Annotated in this window: 17 protein-coding genes; 9 read left to right on the top strand and 8 right to left on the bottom strand. The window is 56.1% G+C overall.

Translation table 11 applies throughout. The annotated features are described in order from the left end of the window. Positions 1-22: 22 nt before the first annotated feature. The gene (locus BIS10_RS07420) at positions 23-1,015 is read left to right on the top strand and encodes a DnaJ domain-containing protein (RefSeq protein ID WP_083025143.1); all 993 of its coding nucleotides are present in this window, start codon (positions 23-25) and stop codon (positions 1,013-1,015) included. Positions 1,016-1,047: 32 nt separating this feature from the next. After that, positions 1,048-1,479 (top strand): hypothetical protein, encoded by a 432-nt coding sequence (locus BIS10_RS07415; protein ID WP_083025141.1) that lies wholly within the window; start codon positions 1,048-1,050, stop codon positions 1,477-1,479. Here the strand turns inward: BIS10_RS07415 and BIS10_RS07410 are convergent. Continuing rightward, entirely contained in the window at positions 1,396-3,822 is a 2,427-nt protein-coding gene (locus tag BIS10_RS07410; protein WP_253503967.1) for a mechanosensitive ion channel family protein, read from the bottom strand. The genes BIS10_RS07415 and BIS10_RS07410 overlap by 84 nt on opposite strands. A gap of 126 nt (positions 3,823-3,948) precedes the next feature. Here BIS10_RS07410 and BIS10_RS07405 point away from each other — a divergent pair, with 126 nt between their 5' ends. Both BIS10_RS07405 and BIS10_RS07400 read left to right on the top strand, forming a co-directional pair. Next, the gene (locus BIS10_RS07405) at positions 3,949-4,956 is read left to right on the top strand and encodes an amidoligase family protein (RefSeq protein ID WP_253503965.1); all 1,008 of its coding nucleotides are present in this window, start codon (positions 3,949-3,951) and stop codon (positions 4,954-4,956) included. A gap of 47 nt (positions 4,957-5,003) precedes the next feature. Next, a complete protein-coding gene (locus BIS10_RS07400; protein ID WP_083025139.1) occupies positions 5,004-5,687 on the top strand; it encodes a gamma-glutamyl-gamma-aminobutyrate hydrolase family protein in 684 nt (227 codons plus the stop codon). On the opposite strand, the gene tpx is transcribed toward BIS10_RS07400, so the two are convergent. After that, on the bottom strand, positions 5,677-6,180 hold the full coding sequence (tpx, locus tag BIS10_RS07395) for a thiol peroxidase (RefSeq protein WP_054645311.1): 504 nt from the start codon (positions 6,178-6,180) through the stop codon (positions 5,677-5,679). The two genes, BIS10_RS07400 and tpx, sit on opposite strands and share 11 nt — an antisense overlap. 112 nt (positions 6,181-6,292) lie before the next feature. Here tpx and BIS10_RS07390 point away from each other — a divergent pair, with 112 nt between their 5' ends. Beyond that, the gene (locus BIS10_RS07390) at positions 6,293-7,003 is read left to right on the top strand and encodes a glutamine amidotransferase (RefSeq protein ID WP_044628994.1); all 711 of its coding nucleotides are present in this window, start codon (positions 6,293-6,295) and stop codon (positions 7,001-7,003) included. Here the strand turns inward: BIS10_RS07390 and nfi are convergent. Further along, entirely contained in the window at positions 7,000-7,689 is a 690-nt protein-coding gene (nfi, locus tag BIS10_RS07385) for a deoxyribonuclease V (protein WP_253503962.1), read from the bottom strand. The two genes, BIS10_RS07390 and nfi, sit on opposite strands and share 4 nt — an antisense overlap. 141 nt (positions 7,690-7,830) lie before the next feature. After that, entirely contained in the window at positions 7,831-9,543 is a 1,713-nt protein-coding gene (locus BIS10_RS07380) for a DEAD/DEAH box helicase (protein ID WP_253503959.1), read from the bottom strand. A gap of 519 nt (positions 9,544-10,062) precedes the next feature. Here BIS10_RS07380 and BIS10_RS07375 point away from each other — a divergent pair. Beyond that, the gene (locus tag BIS10_RS07375) at positions 10,063-10,260 is read left to right on the top strand and encodes a CsbD family protein (RefSeq protein WP_253503956.1); all 198 of its coding nucleotides are present in this window, start codon (positions 10,063-10,065) and stop codon (positions 10,258-10,260) included. 101 nt (positions 10,261-10,361) lie between these two features. Beyond that, on the top strand, positions 10,362-10,844 hold the full coding sequence (locus tag BIS10_RS07370; protein WP_083025134.1) for a PRC-barrel domain-containing protein: 483 nt from the start codon (positions 10,362-10,364) through the stop codon (positions 10,842-10,844). A gap of 89 nt (positions 10,845-10,933) precedes the next feature. On the opposite strand, the gene BIS10_RS07365 is transcribed toward BIS10_RS07370, so the two are convergent. Beyond that, entirely contained in the window at positions 10,934-11,926 is a 993-nt protein-coding gene (locus BIS10_RS07365; RefSeq protein WP_253503953.1) for a glutathione S-transferase family protein, read from the bottom strand. An 81-nt stretch (positions 11,927-12,007) separates the two neighbouring features. Further along, complete coding sequence (locus BIS10_RS07360) at positions 12,008-12,928, bottom strand: LysR family transcriptional regulator (protein ID WP_253503949.1); 921 nt, start codon at positions 12,926-12,928, stop codon at positions 12,008-12,010. Between the two features lie 593 nt (positions 12,929-13,521). Here BIS10_RS07360 and BIS10_RS07355 point away from each other — a divergent pair. Next, complete coding sequence (locus BIS10_RS07355; RefSeq protein ID WP_083025132.1) at positions 13,522-15,228, top strand: peptidoglycan DD-metalloendopeptidase family protein; 1,707 nt, start codon at positions 13,522-13,524, stop codon at positions 15,226-15,228. Between the two features lie 80 nt (positions 15,229-15,308). Here the strand turns inward: BIS10_RS07355 and BIS10_RS07350 are convergent, their stop codons facing one another. Further along, on the bottom strand, positions 15,309-16,946 hold the full coding sequence (locus tag BIS10_RS07350) for a murein L,D-transpeptidase (RefSeq protein WP_253503946.1): 1,638 nt from the start codon (positions 16,944-16,946) through the stop codon (positions 15,309-15,311). 172 nt (positions 16,947-17,118) lie between these two features. Here BIS10_RS07350 and BIS10_RS07345 point away from each other — a divergent pair, with 172 nt between their 5' ends. Further along, entirely contained in the window at positions 17,119-17,838 is a 720-nt protein-coding gene (locus tag BIS10_RS07345) for a murein L,D-transpeptidase catalytic domain family protein (protein ID WP_044628986.1), read from the top strand. A 63-nt stretch (positions 17,839-17,901) separates the two neighbouring features. On the opposite strand, the gene BIS10_RS07340 is transcribed toward BIS10_RS07345, so the two are convergent. Continuing rightward, positions 17,902-19,647: a methyl-accepting chemotaxis protein gene (locus BIS10_RS07340; RefSeq protein ID WP_253503943.1), complete on the bottom strand. Its 1,746-nt coding sequence runs from the start codon at positions 19,645-19,647 to the stop codon at positions 17,902-17,904. Positions 19,648-20,007 lie beyond the last annotated feature (360 nt).

Raw genomic sequence — 20,007 nt, 5'->3', positions numbered from 1 at the left:
TACTTCGCCTTGGAGCTAGGGAATGTCCATCGCCCGTTTTTCACCCTTTGAGCTGCTGCTGCTCAAAAGCCGCAGCCAAGTGGATACGGCTACACTGCTACTGCTGGGCTGGGTGCTGGTGCACCGCCAGCACGTCTCGGAAGGCCAGCGGCGTCGCCGTTTGGCCCAGGTGACGGCGCAGTTTCGCCACGGGCATGAACTAGGGCCGGTGATGAGCATTGCCCACAGCCAAGACCTGCACGCCATCCAGCTCGCCGCCGAGGTAGTGCGCAAAGAGTGCTCTAAAGAGCGTAGCCTGAGTGTGATGCACCAGGCGATTACTGTCGCGACAGACGACGGTGATATCTCGCTTGCCAATCATTATATCCTGCGTTTTTTAGCCGATTTGCTAAACGTAGCTCCAGCCACCTTGGGCACGCTTTTTCAAGAGCTGACCGGCCAGCCCTTGCGCCCACCAGAAGACCCAAGCCGAGACGCCTATTGGCAAACCCACGACCCGGCTTATTACGCCCAGAAGGCGCAAGAAGAGGCCGACGCCGCCCAACGCGAGAAGGCATCGCAAGAACAGGCTGAACAGCAGCAGCGGGCCAAAGCGGATAAACAGCAGGAAAAGAAGCAGAAACAGCAGGAAAAAAAGCAGCAAAAAGAGGACGCCCGCCGTGCCAAAGCGCGGGCGGAGCAGTCCAGCGCCGAACAGGCCAGAGCAGAGAGAGCCAGAGCCGAGCAAGCGCGTCAGGAGCAGGCCCGGCAAGAGCAGGCGCGCCAGGAAGAAGCTCGGCGACGCCACTATCAGCGCAGCAGCCCTCCACCGCCTGACCGCACCACCCGCGCCCTGGCCGTGCTGGGGTTAACCCCCGGCGCGAGCAAAACTGACGTGCGCCGGGCGTATCGGCGCATGGCCCAACTCCACCACCCTGACCGTTTCTATTCCGAAAGTGAGCATCAGGTAGCGCTGGCGTCGGCACGTTTTCAACGTATCAAAAATGCCTATGATTACCTGATGCAAACCTATTAACCGTTACCACTTGGGGAGTGATCACCTGGATTATGCGTGACCTGTATCAACGCCTCGCTCTGTCGCCTGACGCGAACGACCATCAGATCAACAGTGCCGTGGCCCGCTGCCCGAACAGCGCGCTACGCCAGGATGCCACGTCAGTGCTCGCCGTTGCCCCACACAGGGAAACCTACGATACTCTTCACCACACGCTGAGCGACATTGGGCGCCTGCGCGCCCGGTTGGGCCTAACCCATGGCGCCCACTGGCAGGGCGATGTGGCCAATGATTTTTCGCTGCCGCCGGATAACGCGATCTCCCGCCACGATGAGCTAGTCGACCGCGTCAGCCACGCGGTCTCGCTCTATAACCGCTGGCGTCGCCTGCGCGGGCCTTGGTTACTCATCTCCGTTTTCACCGTGGGGGCGGGCATAGGCCTCGCTTTGGGGTTTGCCTTGAGCCTGGGGCTTGGCATGGGCTGAAGCACCGTTGCGCTCCCGCTCATCCTGGCGTATTTCTGCCTGGGTGGGCCGCGGTGCGGGCTTCGGCGGCGCAGGCTTTTTATGCGCCTCGTCCTGTGCAGAAGCGCTGCTCTCCTCGCCCCGCTCCATGCTTAAATCGGTGCCGGAGGTGTCTTCCATACGCGACTCTGAGCGTGCCTCCATGCTGACACTCAAACGCGGTACGCCCAGATCGATCTCTTGTGCTTCCATGCGCTGCTTCAGCAGCAGATTGAAGGCGCGGGAAACATCCCACTGCATTTCCGGCGCGGTGCGAAAGCGCATCCGCAAAATCGGGCAGCCCTCTTCAAAGCCCTGCACGCCCTGCATCTCCAGCGGCGACCAAATATAGTGGCGCATCATCGGGTCTTTACGCAGCTCCTGGGCGGTCTCCTGCATGAGGGTAATCGCATCGTCGATTTTCATATCGAACGGAATACGAATACGCATCAGGGCAATGCCGAACTGGCGGGACATATTGTGGATCGACTCAATGCGGCTAAAGGTGATGATATGCACCACGCCATCCAGGTCTCTCAGCCGCACCGTGCGCAGTGTTAACCCTTCTACTGTGCCCATATGGCCGTTGATTTGCACAAAGTCATCCACCGCCAACGAGTCTTCAATCAGAATAAAAATACCGGTGATTAAATCCTGCACCAGGGTTTGGGCACCAAAACCAATCGCCAGACCGATCACACCGGCACCCGCCAGCAGTGGCGTGACGTTCACCCCAAGGTTGGCTAGCCCCGCAATCACCGCGATGATCAAAATAGCGACAAAAATCACGTTGCGAATCATCGGCGTAATGGTTTGCGCCCGCGCCTGGTTCACGCGCCGCCCGCGGGAGCGAGCCGACGACGTCAACGCCCGCTGAATGGCCGTATCGGCAAAAATCCATACCAGCCAGGCCAGCAAAATCGTAGCACCAAGGCTCACCAGCGCTTGCCCGATCCGGGCGCTCGCCACGGCCTGCTGCCCCAGCCCAAACAGCGACCCTCCCCATACCTGCATGGAGAGCTCGGCAAACACCATCCACGCGCAGATATGCGCCAGCACAAAGCCAAAGCGCTCTAAGCGCTTGCGGTACTGGCTAAAACGGCGGCGATGACGGCGTTTATTAAGCCGCTCTGATTGCCGACGCAACAGCCCAGTGACCACTAGCGTTAATACCAGCAGGCTGGCAGAGACAATCGAGCGTGCCAGGGCCGTGCCCACATCGCCCACGGTAATAAAAATCGCCAGCAGCGAGCCGCCCACCATCAATAGCGCGGGGATATGCCAAAGCCCGCCCAGGGCACGAATCATCTCAACAGCGGCGCTGGCATCCCGGCGCTGCTTGTAAGGCCGGTTGCAAATCAGATGGCGTATAGGGCGCTGAAACTTAAAGATAAAGCGCGCCGATAGCAGTGCTGCCAGCATGTTCGCCAGCACCGATACCAAGCCGGAAAGCTCTGCGCCTAGTAGTTCTACTAAGCGCGTGGAGTTCACCGCATCGCCCAGAGCAATCAACGCGCCAATCACAAACAGGCCACGCAGCGCTTTATGCTGTAGCACCTGCACCGCGGGGAAGCGATGGCCCCGACTGAAGAAGGCGATCACGGTCTCAAACACTACCGAGAGCGCGCGGCCACATAGGCAGATATATGCCACCACCAGCACCACGGCACGCCCTGGGCTGTAAGGCAGGATTTGACCAATACCGAGCGTAATGGCAAACGCCAGCGTCCACGGCAGCATGCGACGTAAAAAGTGCACCGCCAGTAGCCACGCTTTGGGGTCGCGGGGAAGATCCAACGGCCAGTGGCGACGCGTGGCGACTAAGCGGCCAAAGGCAATCATCACTACCAACAGCGCGCTCCATACAAAGGCCAGCACGGCGCCGTCGGCCACCGCGCGAATGGCCTCCCCTTGGTCAGCGCCATCATTTAAAGCGCGTAAGTCATCCGCCCCCTGCACTAGCTGGCGTGACCACTCGTCAATCGGTGAATCACCAGCCTGGGCCTGTTCGCCAATGTCGGTTAGCGTATCGGCCAGTGCACCTAGCAGGCCTTGCCTTACCACGCCCTCGTCTTCGGCCGCATCGGTGCTTACCTGAAGCTCCCGCAGCGACTCAAGTAGCGCAGTACGCTGCTGCTCGTTTTCGAGCATGGAGATCACATCGCTAAGCGAGCGCTGAAAATCTTCGTTACTTACCTCGGCCTGTTCCGACGAGTCGCCACCCGTCAGGTTAGGCAAGGAAACACTCTGCGCCAGTGCCGCCGCGCTGAGCAGCATGCTGAGCACTACGCCTACGATGATTTTGGTTATCCAGTGCTGTCGCACACGTCACTCCCGACATAGACCGGCCACAGGTACCGGTGATTAACATTTACTTCGTTGATTACGCTCAGCCTCAACGCGTGACTATGATAGGCTGACCCTTCAAACGTTCCTCTCAAGGATACCGAGATGACGCTGCAAGCCCCACCCAAACGCGTAAATAAAGATGGCCAAACACGCTGCGTCGGCGTTGAAATCGAGTTTGCCGGGCTACCGCCCCGCGAGACGGCTGAGCTGGTGCGCACGCTATTTGGTGGGGAGCTTAACGTGGTCAGCCCTCATCGGCTACAGGTGGAAGGCACACGTTGGGGAGAGTTTGGCATTGAGCTGGATACCCAATACGCCCACCCTGATAAAGCACTGCTGGAAGAGCACCATGAAAGCGACAGTGAATGGGCGCGCCAGCAGCACCAGCGGCGAGTAGAGTTTCACCAAAAAACCCGCGAGCTGATCGGCGATATGGTGACCGGCTTGGTGCCCACCGAAATCGTCTGCCCGCCTATTCCTTGGGACGAGCTAGAAACACTCGATACGCTCTTTGAAACGCTGCGGGAAAAAGGCGCCAAAGGCACCGATGCCAGCCTGCTCTATGGTTTTGGACTACACCTGAACCCTGAGGTGGAAAGCCAGGAGGTGGAGTACCTGCTCGCCATGATGCGCGCCTACCTGCTGCTGGCCAATTGGCTGCGTGAAGAAATTAAGGTGGATATCACCCGCGAAGTGCTGCCTCACGCCAACCCGTTTCACAAAGAGTATGCCCTGAAGGTGCTGGACGTCCGCTACCAACCGGATCTAGATACCTTTATCGACGACTATTTACACTATAACCCGACTCGTAATCGGGAGTTGGATCTGCTCCCGCTGTTTGCCTATTTGCGCCCCGACCACCCCCACGAGCTGCTGCATGGCGAGCTCACCAAACCGCGCCCGACCTTTCACTACCGCTTACCTAACGCGCAGCTCTCTCAGCCGGGCTGGGGGTCAGTGGTGGAGTGGAACCGCTGGGTAGAGGTAGAGAAGCTGGCTGCTGACGACCAAGTATTGCGGGCGCGCTGCGATGAGTACATCGACGAGCATAGCAAGCCATGGTGGGCCCGCTTAAAAACTAAGCTACTGAGGCCATTTAGCGCTTCTTAAAACGACGCTCACCCTTCACCCTACTGGAAAGACGAGACGCCGCCTGCATGCCTCGACCACTCATCGGAATTACCACCTCGGATCGTAAAAGCCAGCTTGCCTGGTGCTTTGACTGGTTTGCCGTATGGCGTCACGGCGGCAAACCGCTACGTCTGTCGCCCTCTCGCCCTATGCCCGAGCACCTGGATGGGCTGATCATCGGCGGCGGCGATGATATTCAAGCGCAACTGTACGGCGGCGAAGTCCAGCTCGACGTGCGCTTGGACCCCGCCCGGGACGAGTTAGAATTGAGCTTGTTGAATCGGTTCATTCCGCAAAACACGCCGGTGCTTGGCATCTGCCGGGGCGCTCAGTTAATTAACGTACATTTGGGCGGCACGCTGGACCCCGATATTTATACGACCCATGAAGGGTTGAAGCGGCGTCGCACCGTGCTGCCGCGTAAAACGGTGGATATCGCCGGAGACAGCCAACTGTATCAACTGCTGGGAGTGACTTGGTGCCGTGTGAATAGCCTACATCACCAGGCCGTTAACCAGGCGGGAAAAGGCATTAAAATCGTCGCGAGAGACAGAGATGGACTGGTACAGGGGATCGAGTCCGAAGCTCACGACTTTCTGATTGGTGTACAGTGGCACCCCGAGTGGCTGATTTTCAACCGCCCCCAGCAGCGCTTGATTAGCGCGCTGGTGGGGGCTGCCCAACAAGGGCGCGAACGAATTAGCCGTTGAGCACCGCGAGAGCCGCTTCGTAATCCGGCTCGTCTTTCAGCTCGCTTACCAGCTCGCTATGTAGCACGCGGTTGTCCGCATCCAGTACGACGACCGCGCGGGCACACAGCCCTTCCATGCTGTTGTTACACAGCGCCACGCCCCAGGCTTCCTGGAACTCCCGATGGCGGAAGGTGGAGAGCGTCTCAACGTTATCCAGCCCTTCGGCTCCGCAGAAGCGCTTGGCGGCGAACGGCAGGTCAGCCGAGACTACCAGTACAACGGTATCTTGCAGGCTGGAGGCCAGCTCATTAAACCGCCGGGTAGACATCGCACAGGTGGGCGTGTCCACACTGGGTATAATGTTCAACACTTTACGTTTGCCTTGGTAGGTGTCCAGCGTGACATCTTCCAGGTCGCTGTTGGTCAGCGTCATCGCCGGGGCAGCTTGCCCAACGACAGGTAGAGTACCTGCTACATCTATCGGCTGCCCTGCACGAGTAATCTGTTGCATATCAAGCTCCTAATGTATGGTAAAACGGTAATTAAACAAGACGTTTCAGCTTACAGCGTAATGACCTGATTCGGCTATCTTTCCACCGCCGCGACACGATAACGAGAATGCCATGGCCTCTTTAGTCATTATTAAAACCGGGGACGCCTTCCCTGAAGTGGTCGACCAACACGGTGATTTTGAGCAGCTGTTTATCCGGCGGCTGAACGATGCGTTACCCGAGCAGTTAACGCTAAAGGTGTGGGATGCGCGGCTGACGGCGACGCCTCCCGACGACATTGCAGGTGCCGTGATTACCGGTTCTCACAGCATGGTGAGCGAGCAGCCCTCCTGGAGCGAGGCGCTAAAACCCTGGCTGCAGCAAGCACTGGCCGATAACCTGCCGCTGCTGGGCGTTTGTTATGGCCATCAGCTAATGGCGGCGGCGTTTGGCGGTATTAGCGACTATCACCCCGCTGGCCGAGAATCGGGCACTCGGACGGTACGCTTAACGCAGGCAGGCCAGCAAGACCCGCTCTTTAGCCAACTACCCGGGCACTTTCCTGCTCACCTCACCCACGCTCAGTCGGTGATGCAGCTTCCTCATGGCGCTACTATTCTGGCCCACAACTGCCACGACGCCCACCAAGCGCTACGCTACGGGCCGCGCCAATGGAGCGTGCAGTTTCACCCTGAGTTTTCACCGCCCGTCATGCGCGCCTACATTGAGCGCCAGCGCGCAGCCCTGCGTGACCAGGGTGACAACCCAGACCAGCTACTCAATGAGATTAGCGAGACGCCAGAAGCGACCAGCCTGCTGCAGCTTTTTATCGACTTTATTTAACGCTTCTTTTGATCTCGCCGCGATGCCAGCCGATCTGCCAAGCGGGTCGGCTCAGGCAGCTTGGTTGGGCCCAGGCAGCGCATTACCCACTCAAGGGAGGTATCCAGCGAAAGCCGATGCCCCGGCGAGACGAATACCGGCTTTACGTTCGCCCGCGAGCGTAGTACGGCACCAATCACCTCTTGCCCGGCCATGAGCGGTACCCAATCGCCCCGCGCTTCACCAACCTCTGCATGCTTACCAGTCAACCGTGACTTGGCGATACCGATGGTAGGTAGATCAAGCCAAAGCCCTAGATGTGCCGCGACCCCTAGCCGCCTGGGGTGGGCGATGCCTTGGCCATCGACCATCACCAGCTGTGGCTGAGTCTTGAGCTTGGCAAACGCACCTAGCGCAGCGGGGATTTCGCGAAAGGAGAGTAGCCCTGGAATATAGGGCATGCGTGTGGGTTCGCGATGCACCACTTGCTCGACCACCGGTAGATGCGGAGCCTCTTCTGGCAACCACTGCAACACCACCACTGCCGCCCGCGTCACCGCCCCGCCCTCTTCAAAGCCAATGTCTACCCCCGCGATATACGTCACCGGGTTGATGCGGTCACGGCTCTCTAACTGCTGGGCGAGTTGTGACTGCAGCGCAATCGCCTGTTTGGGTGACAGGCTCCATTCGTGTAGCGCAGCGTCCATGCATGCTCCTTGTGACTATCAAAGTGAGGTACGTATAGCGTAGCCAAAAAAAATCCCCCTACGCCAGTTGGCACGAGGCCAGTGGCATAGGGGGATCGACGTGACTCAAGCGTTAGGCGATGTTAAGCGCCCAAGACTGAGTTACGCACGTTCGCGGCGGCGAACCGGCGCGTCACCATCGTCACGACGGCGGCGCGGTGCACGCTCAGGCGCACGGTCTTCGCTGATTTCCAGCGGGCGACCGGCCACACGGGCACGAGCCATTTTCGCTAGAATCGTGGAAGGCAGACCGCTAGGCAGTTCAACGACCGAGAAAGCGTTGCGAATATCGATACGACCGATACGCGCGCCTTCAATGCCGCCTTCGTTCGCCAGCGCGCCGACCAGTTGACCCGGCTTCACACCGTCTTTATGGCCAACGGAAACACGGTAGCGGGTCATGCCTTCGCTGGGCGCGCTGGAGCGCTCGCGACGAGCACCGCCCGGCTTGCCCGGTGCGCCATCGCGCATGGGCTTCTCTTTACGCGGTGCCTGAAGGCGACCAATCGGCGCTTCGTCGGCGCGGGCCATGGCGGCAAACGCGCAGGCTAGCTCAACGGCATCGTGACCCTCTTCCACCAAACGCTCGACCAGTGCGCGCTGCTCTTCTGCACCTTTTGTCAGCGCGGCAACCACGCGATGATGGAAAACTTCATCACGGTGGGCACGAATAGCGGCTTCGTCAGGCAGTGGCATTTCAGTCATTTTCTGACCGGTTGCCTGTTCCATCCAGCCCACTTTACGGCCTTCACGGAAGCCTGCGAAAGTAATCGCGATGCCGCTACGGCCCGCACGACCGGTACGACCGATACGGTGGGTGTAGGCTTCAGCATCTTGCGGCAGGTCGTAGTTGATGACGTGCGTGATACGCGGAACGTCAAGACCACGGGCTGCAACGTCAGTCGCAATCAGCACGTCCACTTTGCCACGCTTCAAGCGGGTAATGGTACGCTCACGCAGGCTCTGATCCAGGTCACCCGACAGGCCAGCAGCGTTCACGCCACGGGCCGTTAGCTGCTCTACCAGTGTGGTACAGGCAGCACGGGTACGTACGAAGACGATCGCGGCATCGACCGGCTCGACTTCAAGAATACGTGCCACGGCTTCCAGCTTAGCGCCACCGTCAACGCGAACAATGCGCTGTTCGATGTTTTCACCCGTGGTAGTGCGCGACTCAATCGCCACCTTCACCGGGTTAACCAAATAACGGTTAACAATGCGCTCAATTTCAGTCGGCAGCGTCGCAGAGAAGAACACACGCTGAGCATCTTTCGGGGTATCGGCAACCACGCGTTTTACGTCGTCGATAAAGCCCATGCGCAGCATTTCGTCGGCTTCGTCCAGCACCAGCGCAGACAGGCCATCTAGCTTCAGGCTGCCACGATCCAGGTGATCAATCACGCGGCCCGGCGTGCCCACTACCACTTGGGCACCACGCTTCAGCGCGCCTAACTGCTCACGGTACTCTTGACCACCGCACAGGGTAGCAACTTCTAAGCCCTGCAGGTTTTGACCATATTTACTAAAGGAAACAGCGACCTGCTGAGCAAGTTCGCGGGTAGGTGCAAGCACCAGTACTTGAGGCTCGCGGCGCTGCATATCGAGACGCGACAGCAGCGGCAGTGCGAAGGCAGCAGTTTTGCCGGTACCGGTTTGTGCTTGGCCCAGCATATCGCGGCCTTCCAGCAACGCAGGAATCGTCTGCGCCTGAATAGGCGAAGGAATTTCATAGCCCTGTGCTTCAACAGCAGACAGAACGGCAGGCAAAAGAGCCAGATCGCCGAAGCTCGGCGAGGCGACAGAAGTCGAGGTCATTAATCACACCTTGGTAGGCCGGCTGTACCGGCAAAAAACATCGTAAGCGTCTCTGACTCTGTTTCATGCTGCGCGTAACGGTGCGCAACAAAAGAACAAGGGTCCGCATAGCGGATATCGTCATCAGTGGAGTCGGAGACGCCGGTCGCACCTAGCATTCGGTTGGCAACACCGCACTTGCGGGCCAACCGCTGTGGCGACCTTCTGCGCCGATTTCACCCGTTTGGTGAAATGCTGGAGGCGCGCCATCTTCACAGCAATGAACATCTGCAACTGGTGAGATGTTCCCGCAAACGTTTCTGCTTAGCGTGGCTATTGAGGCTCAGCGACAGCGAAGAACGTTTATCGTCATGATGGAGGGGTCAACACATGCGAGGAGGGCGCATCCTAACACTGCCGATAGGTTCTGACCAGCCTTTTTAATTTAACCCATATCAATACCCGAGCTTGCACTTGTGTATAGGTCGTCTAACCTGAGAGGTGCCTGATGACGTTCACAAACTTCAAGGAGTGATGCACATGAACTGGGATCAGATTGAAGGCAGATGGACTGAAATGAAGGGTAAAGCTCGCGCTAGCTGGGGCGAACTGACAGATGATGAGTTGTCGCAAATTGGCGGCAAGAAAGATCAACTAGTTGGTAAGCTACAGCAGAAATATGGCCTGGAACGCGAAGAGGCGGAGCGCCGCGCTGATGATTGGGCGAACGGGCTCTAAGGTCACCACCCTCTGCTGGCATACGATGCTCGGCAGCTAAAGCGAACCACCTTCATTGTTAGCGTTAAAACGCTACTTTTATAGCCACATGGAGAGAAGCTATGCGTAAATCAATCCTCACGACTGCAATTACAACGGCACTGCTTGGCGGTATGGCCTTTAATGTTCAGGCGCAAACAGAGCCGCAGGGTATGTACTCTGCCGATGATATCCTTGATGCAGAAGTGTTCTTTGCCAATGGGTCAGGCGAAGAGATTGGCGAAGTCGATGACATTTTGTTTGACGAAGAGATGCGTATTTCAGCCCTCGTAATCGAGAGTGGCGCTGTACTTGGCTTAGGCGGACGCGAAATTGTAGTGAACACTGACCAATTTACGCTTGAGACGCATACTGAAAACGATGGCGACACTGAGCATCGCATCATGTTGGAAGCTACATCTGAAGAAGTGGAGTCATTCCCAACGTATGATCGCGACTGGTGGGAACAAACCAAAGCGAACGCACGCGATGCTTGGCAAACCACTAAAGAAGGTGCACAGAGCGCTTGGCAGTCTACTCGTGAAGCAGTAGATGCCAACGAGTAACACGTTTGTTTGCTGATACACAGCAATATAGAAAAGGGCCACCCAAGCGGGTGGCCCTTTTTCGTACATAGCGTACAGCATTTAGCGGCTTAGCGGCGTCGTATCCCCTGCCCCGGCAAACGCTCCCGGTCGTGCGGGCGCATAAAGTCCAGTAGCGGGCCTGCTGGTACAATACGCGTGGGATTAATCGTGTCGTGGCTGTAATAGTAGTGTCGCTTGATATGATCCATATTGACGGTCTCCGCCACGCCCGGCCACTGGTAAAGCTCACACACGTAGTTGGAAAGATTCGGGTAATCTTCAATGCGTTTGAAATTACACTTGAAGTGGCCAAAGTAGACCGCGTCAAAGCGAATTAGCGTTGTGAAGAGGCGAATATCCGCTTCGGTGAGCCACTCCCCCGCTAGGTAGCGATGCTCTGCCAGTCGCTTCTCAATACGCTCTAACGCATCAAAGAGTGCGGTCACATGCTTCTCATACACCTGCTGCTCGGTGGCGAACCCGGATTTGTAAACGCCATTATTGATATGGTCGTATACGTCATCATTTACTTCGTCGATGACGCTGCGCAGATCTTCTGGGTAGAAATCCAGGTTATTGCCTGTCAGCTCATCGAAGGCTCGGTTGAAGATACGCAGCAAATCAGCGGATTCGTTATTGATAATCGCGCTGCGCTGTTTATCCCACAATACCGGCACCGTGACCCGCCCAGTGTAGGTCGGGTTGGTCATGGTATAGAGCTGGTGGTGAAACTCAGCGTGATTGATCGGATCGCCGCTGGCGCCTTCGTCTTGATGGTATGTCCAACCGTTGCCCAGCATCAGTGGGCTAACGTGAGAAGTACCTATCAACGGTTCCAGACCTTTCAGTTTGCGCATGATTAGCGCACGGTGCGCCCAGGGGCAGGCGAGCGATACATAAAGGTGGTAGCGATCCGCTTGGGCCGGATAACTGTCGCCTTGCGACTCTTCACTACTGCCCACCCAATCGCGCAGTTGCGCAGACTCACGTACAAACTCACCGCCATGCTTTTTGGTGTCGTACCACTGGTCTACCCACTCACCGTTTACAAGCAGTCCCATCAGGCGTCTCCTACGTTGAACGTTTTATACTGTGATTGACGTTCAGCATACCCCCGACTGATTCAGGCTCAAGCGCATGTTTTACGGCTGTTCATTCGAGGGAATCGAACGTTGCTCGCAGACTTCTTTTACTGCCCGCTTTAACGCTGCCGCCATGGCATGGGCCGCGGGGCCTGCGCGGTCACGGTCACGGAAGATCAATTGAACGGGGACTTCGCGTATACCCCCGGCGCTTAGCGGCAGCGGCTTCAACTGACCGCTGGCCAGCTCATCGGCAATACGCGTTTCCGGTATCCAGGCAAACCCTAGCCCGCGCAGCAGCATATCTAATGACGTACTCACATGCCCCACGGTCCAGCGCTGCTCGGCTTTTAACCAGCCAGCGTTGGTAGACTGGCGTAGCGCCGAGTCGCGCACCACTAACTGTCGATGCTGCGCCAAGTCGCGCAAATCCAGCGAGCGCCCCAACTGATGCAGCGCATGGCGTGGATGCGCGACGGCCACAAAACGCACATTCACTAGCGGCTCCCCCAGAAATCCCTGCGCTTCGATGCCAGAAATCACCAAGTCCGCCCGGCCGTCGTAGAGCATTTCCGTACCGCCATTGAGCACGCTCTCGTGAAGCTGCACTCTGACCTGCGGATAGGTGTCAGAGAAGCGCTCCAACGCTTTTGCCTGAGCAGCCGCAGGAAAAATTTGGTCGATGGCCACCACCACTTCAGCCTCTAAACCCGCCGCAAGCCGCGACGCTACATCTTCCAGTGACGCCGCACTCTCGATCAATTGGCGCGCACGGCGAAGCAGCAGCTCGCCTGCTTCTGTTAGGCGCACCTGTCGACCTACCGGCTCAAGCACCTGAATACCCAACTGCTCTTCTAATTTATGGACCGCATGATTAAGCGTGGAGGGACTTTTGTGGATAGCCTCTGCCGCCCGTGCGAATCCACCGTGATCCACCACGGCGGCCAGCATCTGCCACTGCGCTAGTGTTACCCGAGACATTTCGATTTCCTCGACGCCATACAGCGAAACAACCCACTTCATCTTCGAAAAAATACCACTAGAATGCCAGGAAATAGCGTCGAGTACTCGTTCGCTGACAAACACTGCGTAAACGGCAGCGCGCTAAGACAAAAGCTCACTCGCCAAAAATACAAAAAATTACAAAAAAACTGTTCGTTATCTTTAACGCTGCCTCAATTATTTGAGTAATGATCATCGTATAGGCTGCTAACGTGGTGTAGATCCTCTCACTCAGACCCTGTTTGGCTGCTCATTAAAGTCGCAAAAAGAGATAAAAGCCTTTTAAATTAGACGCAAGCTGTATAACAGCTTTCGCAATGCCTAATTTACGTCTATGGTTAAGAGCAAAATAATGAGGGCCGTCGCACACCAGCATGCACGTTCAAAGTTACTTTTGTTAGCAAACGGCGTTCATAAATCCTCACCCAAGTTGAATAATTCCGCTTTTTAGCGGAAGTATGTTTTGTGTATAGATGTACAGTCTATTCACTCCTGCCTCCATGGGGTATGGTTCCCGAGTTTGCTTACTATCATGTTACTTTTATTTCACGAACTCGGCGGCCCATTTACCCATGTTGCGAATCCTTCATTCGCTGCCCCGCACGCATAAATTATTACTGTTACCCGTGGCCACCATGGTCACCGTGCTGGGCGCACAGAAACTTATCACCACGTACCACGATTTAAACCAACCCCAGACTCCGCTGGAAAGCGTGTTAGTTCCGCTTCCCAGTGATTCTGCCCCGGGCGTGCCTTCGCTTCGCCAAGAGCGAGCGCCCGTTGCAGAAGCGATTGACCGTGCCTCGCGCGCGCTCGACGCTACCCGGGAACATATCCCCTTAAGTGAATTAGCTGCCACCGAGATCGTTGATCTCGACGTGATTACCAGCGCAGAAGCCTCTATGGCGAGTGAAGCTGAGCCACGCGATGCCCAATCTCAGGTAGCGCTGCACGAGGGGGCACTGGATGACGGTGCCCTTCATATGGCCATCGTGTTAGGCACGATTACAAGCGGCATGCTCAATGTCGACGACTCCGTCGAAATCGCTGATGCCACTTCTTATGATGCTACTTCTTATGAAGATTATGGCGTAGAACTTTACGACGATGTCTCTTTCCTTGAACTAGAACTCGCGGCAGACGAGCCATTTGTTCCTGAGTGGGAAACACACATCGTTGAATCCGGTGAAACCTTTGCCGTGCTGGCGCAAAATGAGCTGGGCCTGGGTTACAGCGAAGTATTAGCACTACTAGATGACCTACCGGACCCGCGCATGCTGACTCACTGGAGAGCGGGCCACAGCTTCGATTACCAGTTGGATGAAGAGGGCCAGCTGCTAGCTCTGCGCATGATGAAGAACACCCGCGAAGGGGTTCTGCTTGAGCGCGACAGCGACCACTATGCTATTACAGCGATTGAGCGCCAAGGTGAGCCGGTACAGCGCCTTTATGCTGGTAACGTGAGCGGCAGCTTTGCTCGCTCAGCCCAAGCCACGGGTTTGAGCAGCAGCTCCGTCACCGAGCTGACGCGCATCCTGGAGAAGAAGCTGGATTTCCGTCGCGACAGCCGCCGGGGGGATCAGTTTCAGGTCTTGGTTGAGTCCGACATGATCGATGGCGAAACCCTCGACTCCCGCGTACTGGCAGTGAAGTACGATGGTGATCGGATGGACCTAACCGTAGTTCGCAACGCCAACGATGATAACTTTTATACCCCAGAAGGCAGCAGCCTCGACCCTGCATTTGCGCGCCGTCCGTTTGAAGGCAGCTATCGCCTGAGCTCCAACTTTAACCCGCGCCGCCTGCACCCGGTCACCGGTCGCGTTAGCCCGCACAACGGCACCGACTTTGCGATGCCCATTGGCACGCCCATCACAGCGCCAGCCAATGGCCGTGTTGAGCGTGTCGGCAATCACCATGCAGCAGGGCGTTACATTGTTGTACGCCACGATAACGGCTACCGCACTCGCTATCTGCACCTCTCCAAGCCCCTGGTTAGCCAAGGCGAGCGTATAACGATGGGTGAGCGTATTGCATTGTCTGGTAACACTGGGCGCAGCACCGGCCCTCACCTGCACTACGAAGTCATCGTGAATAACACGCCAGTCAACGCGATGACCGTAGAGCTACCGGAAAACACCAGCCTAAGTGGCGATACGCTAATTGCTTTCCAGCGCCAAGCAGAGCCTATGCTAGCCGCGCTTGAAAGTGGTGAGACAGGCAACATTAGCGTCGCTAACAACCAGCGCGCTGATGAGAGTGACGAAAGCGTTCAGTAATCTCTTTTAACAACGCTAACGCAATAAGCCGCCCACACGCAGGGGCGGCTTTTTTATCGTTGGCTTTCAAGCAGCGCTTGCTATGCCGTTCCGGTAGAGAGTGCGGCTAGTAGCGCGGCATCGCGGCGGTAGATATCCTCTCTGAACACCACTTCTCCTTGGCTATTAGGCCAAGCAGTCAAATAGTGCAGTGCCACAGGAATACGCGTGGGCAAGCTAACGTTACGGTCACTGCGGCCACTATTGATCAACGAGCTGAGCTGGTAGCGGCTACCGCTATCTTGCAGCAACAGTTGCGCGAACTCCGTTACGCCTTCCACACGGACACACCCGGAACTCAGCGCCCGCTGATCCCGCTGAAAAAGCCCTCTAGCCGGGGTATCGTGCAAGTAAATCATATCGTTATTGGGAAAGCGCACCACTACACGCCCAAGTGGGTTACTGCTGCCCGCTACCTGACGAAGCATCACCCCACCAGGGCGCTGCCAATCAATCGTTTGGGCATCCAACGTTTCACCGGCTAGGCTCACGACCTGAATATTCTGTCGCGTTAGATAGTCCACATCCTGGCGAACCCGTGGCAGCACATCTTCACGCATAATCGTAGGCGGAATCGTCCAGCTCGGATTAACCGTTAAATGGCTGATGGAGGAGTGAATAATCGGCGTTTCACGGCTGGGTGTCCCCACTACCACACGGGTATCCCAGTGCTGGCCGTTAGGGCGAACATAGTGCAACCGATAGCCCGCGATATCGACCCATACCCGAGGCTCAGACTGCTGTATCGGCCGAATCCAGCGGGCACGCTCCAGATTAACGCGCAGTTGATCAATACGCGCAGTTACCGGCATATTGAGCGCCAAGCGGGTGCGCTCGCCAACCACGCCATCCTCTTGTAGCTGGTGACGCCGCTGAAAACGTATCACCGCCCGCTCTACCTCACTATCAAAGGCGCGATGGTCGCCGCCGGCAGACTGCGCCCCAATCATAGGGTAAGCGCTGCTATCCGCCGCTAACAGATGCGGCTCCCCCCAGAGTGTCAGGCGCTGGCGTAGCGTTTGAATGTCGTCATCAATATCGCCGGGATGCAGCGACTCCTCACGCCCCGGTAAGTAAGGCACGCTGCCCTGCTCTGCCAAACGGCGGTAATGCGTCAACGTTTCGCGCAGCTGAGCATACTCAGGAGATGCGGGGCGAGCGAAAGCCAGCGCCTGATGCACATCACCCTCTTCAACCGCCTGCACTACCCGAGGAAGTGCATAACTCCGCTCAGGGCGTGGCAAGTCCCAGTTGGGCTCGACGTCTTTTGGGTTCACTTTACCTAGCGATAAATGATCCAGTGCTAACAGCAGCGAACGGGTAGCGCGCACATCGAAGCTTGCTTTCGCTTGGGCGTCTAGCTGCTGGCTAAGCTGAAAATCATCCAACAGCGAAGCGGCTTGATAATCACTCGGCGTTAAACCGTCATCCACGAGGCTATTCAATGCGCTGACCAGCGCTTCAACACGGTTGATAGCCTGCCAAGCAGGCTGCCCATCCCTCAGTTGGTAAAACGACTCTACCGGCAGCGCTTCTCCGCTTTGCTGAATGCGTTGTGTCAGCGCTTGCTGTAACGCTTCGCTAGCGGGTTCGCTTGCGGTGGCCATCAGTGGGTAGGTCAGCGTCAGACAGAGCGCGGCCCCTATCGCCCATCGTCTTAGTGGCTGATTGTCGTTCATCGCCTCTCCTTGCGTTACTATGCAGCGTTGTGGTGTGGCTTCACTCTTTTTGCTTAACGTCATATCAGCTGTTCCCGTACCGATACGCGTTTTTTATCATAGCCGTTTACGTTTACTCGTGATGACTCTACGTGTGTACCCTTTTTTCGCCACTTTAGTCAGGATTGCACCCATGCTTTTTCGCTCACGCATCACCACTGTACTGTTTTCTTTACCTATCGTGTTACTTTCTTACCCGCTTCAAGCGGCGAGTTTTTTCTCCCAGGTGGCAACAGCACCGCCCGCAGGTGTTTCTCCTCTTCACCACCAGTTACTCCAGTTAGCACCAGGGGCCACGCCCGAGGCACTGCGCCTTGCTGCCCAGGCACTAAGCTGTGCAGACCCATCAGCAGAGCGCCTAGCCGTAATTGATTACTCGCTCCCCTCTTCAGAGCCACGCATGTGGGTATTTGACCTTCACCAGCATACCCTGTTGTTTGAAGAGCTGGTGTCACATGGCCAGGGCTCTGGCGATGCGGTGGCTAGTGCTTTCTCGAATACACCTGACAGCCATCAGTCCAGCATTGGCCTGTTCCGCACTATGAATAGCTACTACGGCCGTAATGGCTATTCGCTGCGCCTGGACGGCCTGGAGCCAGAAGTGAACGATCTAGCTTTTGAGCGAGCAATTGTTATTCACGGCGCCGACTATGTTAGCGATGACTTTATTGCGCAAACCGGCCGCCTTGGCCGTAGCCACGGCTGCCCCGCCGTGCGTGAAGACATCACATATCCGCTGATTGATAGTTTGAAAGAGAACCAGTATGTCTTTGCTTACTACCCTGATGAGGAGTGGTTAGCTACTTCTCAGGTGATTAACTGCCCTACCGCACTGTCGTTAGCTCGCCGCTAAAGGGTAGGAACCAACTGCAACAAACACCCAGACAAGCTAGGTGTTTGTTGCTTCGCCCAAGGCTTAGAAGGAGTCCCACTCATCATGCTCGTGTTCGAGCTGACGACTAGGCGACCGAGAGGGCATGTTGCTAGCCGGTCGGGCGCTTGAAGTTTGGCTAGGTAACGCTGTTGAAGCTGCCGAATCACCCAATACAAACGCGGCTAGCAGTGTCGATAAGCGCTCTGCTCCCTCCCGCAGCTGCTGGGCAGCGGTTGCACTTTGCTGCACCATAGTCGCATTCTGCTGAGTCATGCTATCCATTTCCGCGACGGCCTTATTGATCTCGCTAATGCCTGAACTCTGCTCACGGGCACCCGCACTGATTTCGGCAATGACATCGGTAACCCGTGTCACGCTGTCAACGATCTCCTGCATGGTAGCTCCAGCATCGTGCACAAGTTCACTGCCCTCGCGGGTACGCTTAACGGAATTATCGATCAATTGACGGATTTCACCTGCCGCCTCGCTGGAGCGACCCGCTAGCTTCCGTACCTCTTCAGCAACGACGGCAAAACCACGACCATGCTCGCCCGCACGAGCCGCCTCTACTGACGCATTCAGCGCCAATATATTGGTTTGAAAGGCAATGGCATCCATCATGGTAATGATTTCGCCGATCTGAGTAGCTGATTGGTCGATTTCAGCCATGGTGCTTTCCACCCGCTGCATAGCGGAATTGCCCTGACGCGCCACGTCAACAGCACTATTGGACAGTTGAGATGCCTGCTCGGCACCCTCGGTGGTGTTATATACGGTGGAAGTAATTTCCTCTACCGATGAGGAGGTTTGCTGTAAATTAGCGGCTGCCTGCTCGGTACGGCTGGCTAGCTCGTTAGTGCCTTGATCAATCTCACGCGAGGCTAGCAACACACTTTGCGTGGTTCGATTAACATCTTGCAACGTCAGCTGGATACGTTCAATAAAGGCATTAAACTGTCGAGCCAAGTTACCCACCTCATCGTCTGTCTCGACGGTCAGGCGCTTCGTTAGATCCGCGTCACCGGAGGCTACCTCACTCATGGCAGCAGCAGCATGGCGTATCGGGCTCAGTGCGCGACGAACCAACAGTGCCATGACAACGCCCACAGTAATAAGCAGTAGTAGAGTCACCAAACCTTTCTGCCATTGGTCCTGCTTAAACTCTTGCCACGCCTGTGCTTCAACGGCCTCCAGACCTTCATCAATGTCGCTTAGGTAGATGCCCGTCCCAATCATCCAATCCCATTCTGGTATTGCAATGGAAAGCGAGTGTTTGGGTTCAATCTCTCCTGTCGCTGGGTTAATCCATAGGTAATCGTAGAAGCTATCGTTTCCGCTGCGCGCACGTTCAATAAGATCATCCACAAAGGCGTTACCTTCACTGTCGGTGATACCCGACATATTAGTGTCAATGCGTTGGGGCGCTGCAGCCAGTGCTTTTGCCGTGCCATCATAGCTAAAAGCAAAAACGTAGTTCTCGTTACCAAAACGGAAATTTTGCAAAATTTGCTGGGCCTCTGCCTGCGCGTCGGCTTCGCTTAGATTTGGATTGTCAACCAAATGCGAAATAGCATTACGTGCTGACTCTACTAAATAGCGTACTGTCGTCTCTCGCTCATCGACCAGCACCTCGCGCTGTTCCGCTAACGTTTCTTCAATCCGCGTCATGGAACTACGCACCTCCAGTAACGATAGTACTAACGCAAGCACCAGCATGGGCAGTAGCGTCAACAGTACCATTTTGCTTTGTAGCGTCAGCTTTAACCGGGATGTATTCGCGACCTTCATCTAGACCTCTTTCACAGCTCATTATGATTATTGGTTAAAAAAACAGCTGCCTACCGCACCACCTTAGCGCAAAGGTAATATTTTCTTATTAGTTTAGTGCACCATAATTTACGGGATTAGCCAAGAATATTAAGGAAGAAATAGGTCATGCAATAGCAGTCAATTATCACTAATCATCGCTGAAATAGGTTTACTGCTTATATGTGGCGGCCTGAGTGCTAGGCGCTCGTCAGCAACCATAACAATTAAATAATACTTAGGTATAACCTGAATCCGTGAGACCGGCCCCCGGAAGCACTTCTAACCCACTGACCTGCATGGCAATATAGCCATTATCGCCATTCACCCAGACAGTGCCAT

Source organism: Halomonas sp. 707B3 (assembly GCF_024158645.1).
In the GTDB taxonomy this organism is placed as follows: Bacteria; Pseudomonadota; Gammaproteobacteria; order Pseudomonadales; family Halomonadaceae; genus Vreelandella; species Vreelandella lionensis.
This window is presented reverse-complemented; position numbering and strand designations above follow the sequence as displayed.

Coding starts and splice junctions, on each gene's coding strand:
- BIS10_RS07420 (WP_083025143.1), top strand. CDS start 23: ATGTCCATCGCCCGTTTTTCACCCTTTGAGCTGCTGCTGCTCAAAAGC.
- BIS10_RS07415 (WP_083025141.1), top strand. CDS start 1,048: ATGCGTGACCTGTATCAACGCCTCGCTCTGTCGCCTGACGCGAACGAC.
- BIS10_RS07405 (WP_253503965.1), top strand. CDS start 3,949: ATGACGCTGCAAGCCCCACCCAAACGCGTAAATAAAGATGGCCAAACA.
- BIS10_RS07400 (WP_083025139.1), top strand. CDS start 5,004: ATGCCTCGACCACTCATCGGAATTACCACCTCGGATCGTAAAAGCCAG.
- tpx (WP_054645311.1), bottom strand. CDS start 6,180: ATGCAACAGATTACTCGTGCAGGGCAGCCGATAGATGTAGCAGGTACT.
- BIS10_RS07390 (WP_044628994.1), top strand. CDS start 6,293: ATGGCCTCTTTAGTCATTATTAAAACCGGGGACGCCTTCCCTGAAGTG.
- nfi (WP_253503962.1), bottom strand. CDS start 7,689: ATGGACGCTGCGCTACACGAATGGAGCCTGTCACCCAAACAGGCGATT.
- BIS10_RS07380 (WP_253503959.1), bottom strand. CDS start 9,543: ATGACCTCGACTTCTGTCGCCTCGCCGAGCTTCGGCGATCTGGCTCTT.
- BIS10_RS07375 (WP_253503956.1), top strand. CDS start 10,063: ATGAACTGGGATCAGATTGAAGGCAGATGGACTGAAATGAAGGGTAAA.
- BIS10_RS07370 (WP_083025134.1), top strand. CDS start 10,362: ATGCGTAAATCAATCCTCACGACTGCAATTACAACGGCACTGCTTGGC.
- BIS10_RS07365 (WP_253503953.1), bottom strand. CDS start 11,926: ATGGGACTGCTTGTAAACGGTGAGTGGGTAGACCAGTGGTACGACACC.
- BIS10_RS07360 (WP_253503949.1), bottom strand. CDS start 12,928: ATGTCTCGGGTAACACTAGCGCAGTGGCAGATGCTGGCCGCCGTGGTG.
- BIS10_RS07355 (WP_083025132.1), top strand. CDS start 13,522: ATGTTGCGAATCCTTCATTCGCTGCCCCGCACGCATAAATTATTACTG.
- BIS10_RS07350 (WP_253503946.1), bottom strand. CDS start 16,946: ATGAACGACAATCAGCCACTAAGACGATGGGCGATAGGGGCCGCGCTC.
- BIS10_RS07345 (WP_044628986.1), top strand. CDS start 17,119: ATGCTTTTTCGCTCACGCATCACCACTGTACTGTTTTCTTTACCTATC.
- BIS10_RS07340 (WP_253503943.1), bottom strand. CDS start 19,647: ATGAAGGTCGCGAATACATCCCGGTTAAAGCTGACGCTACAAAGCAAA.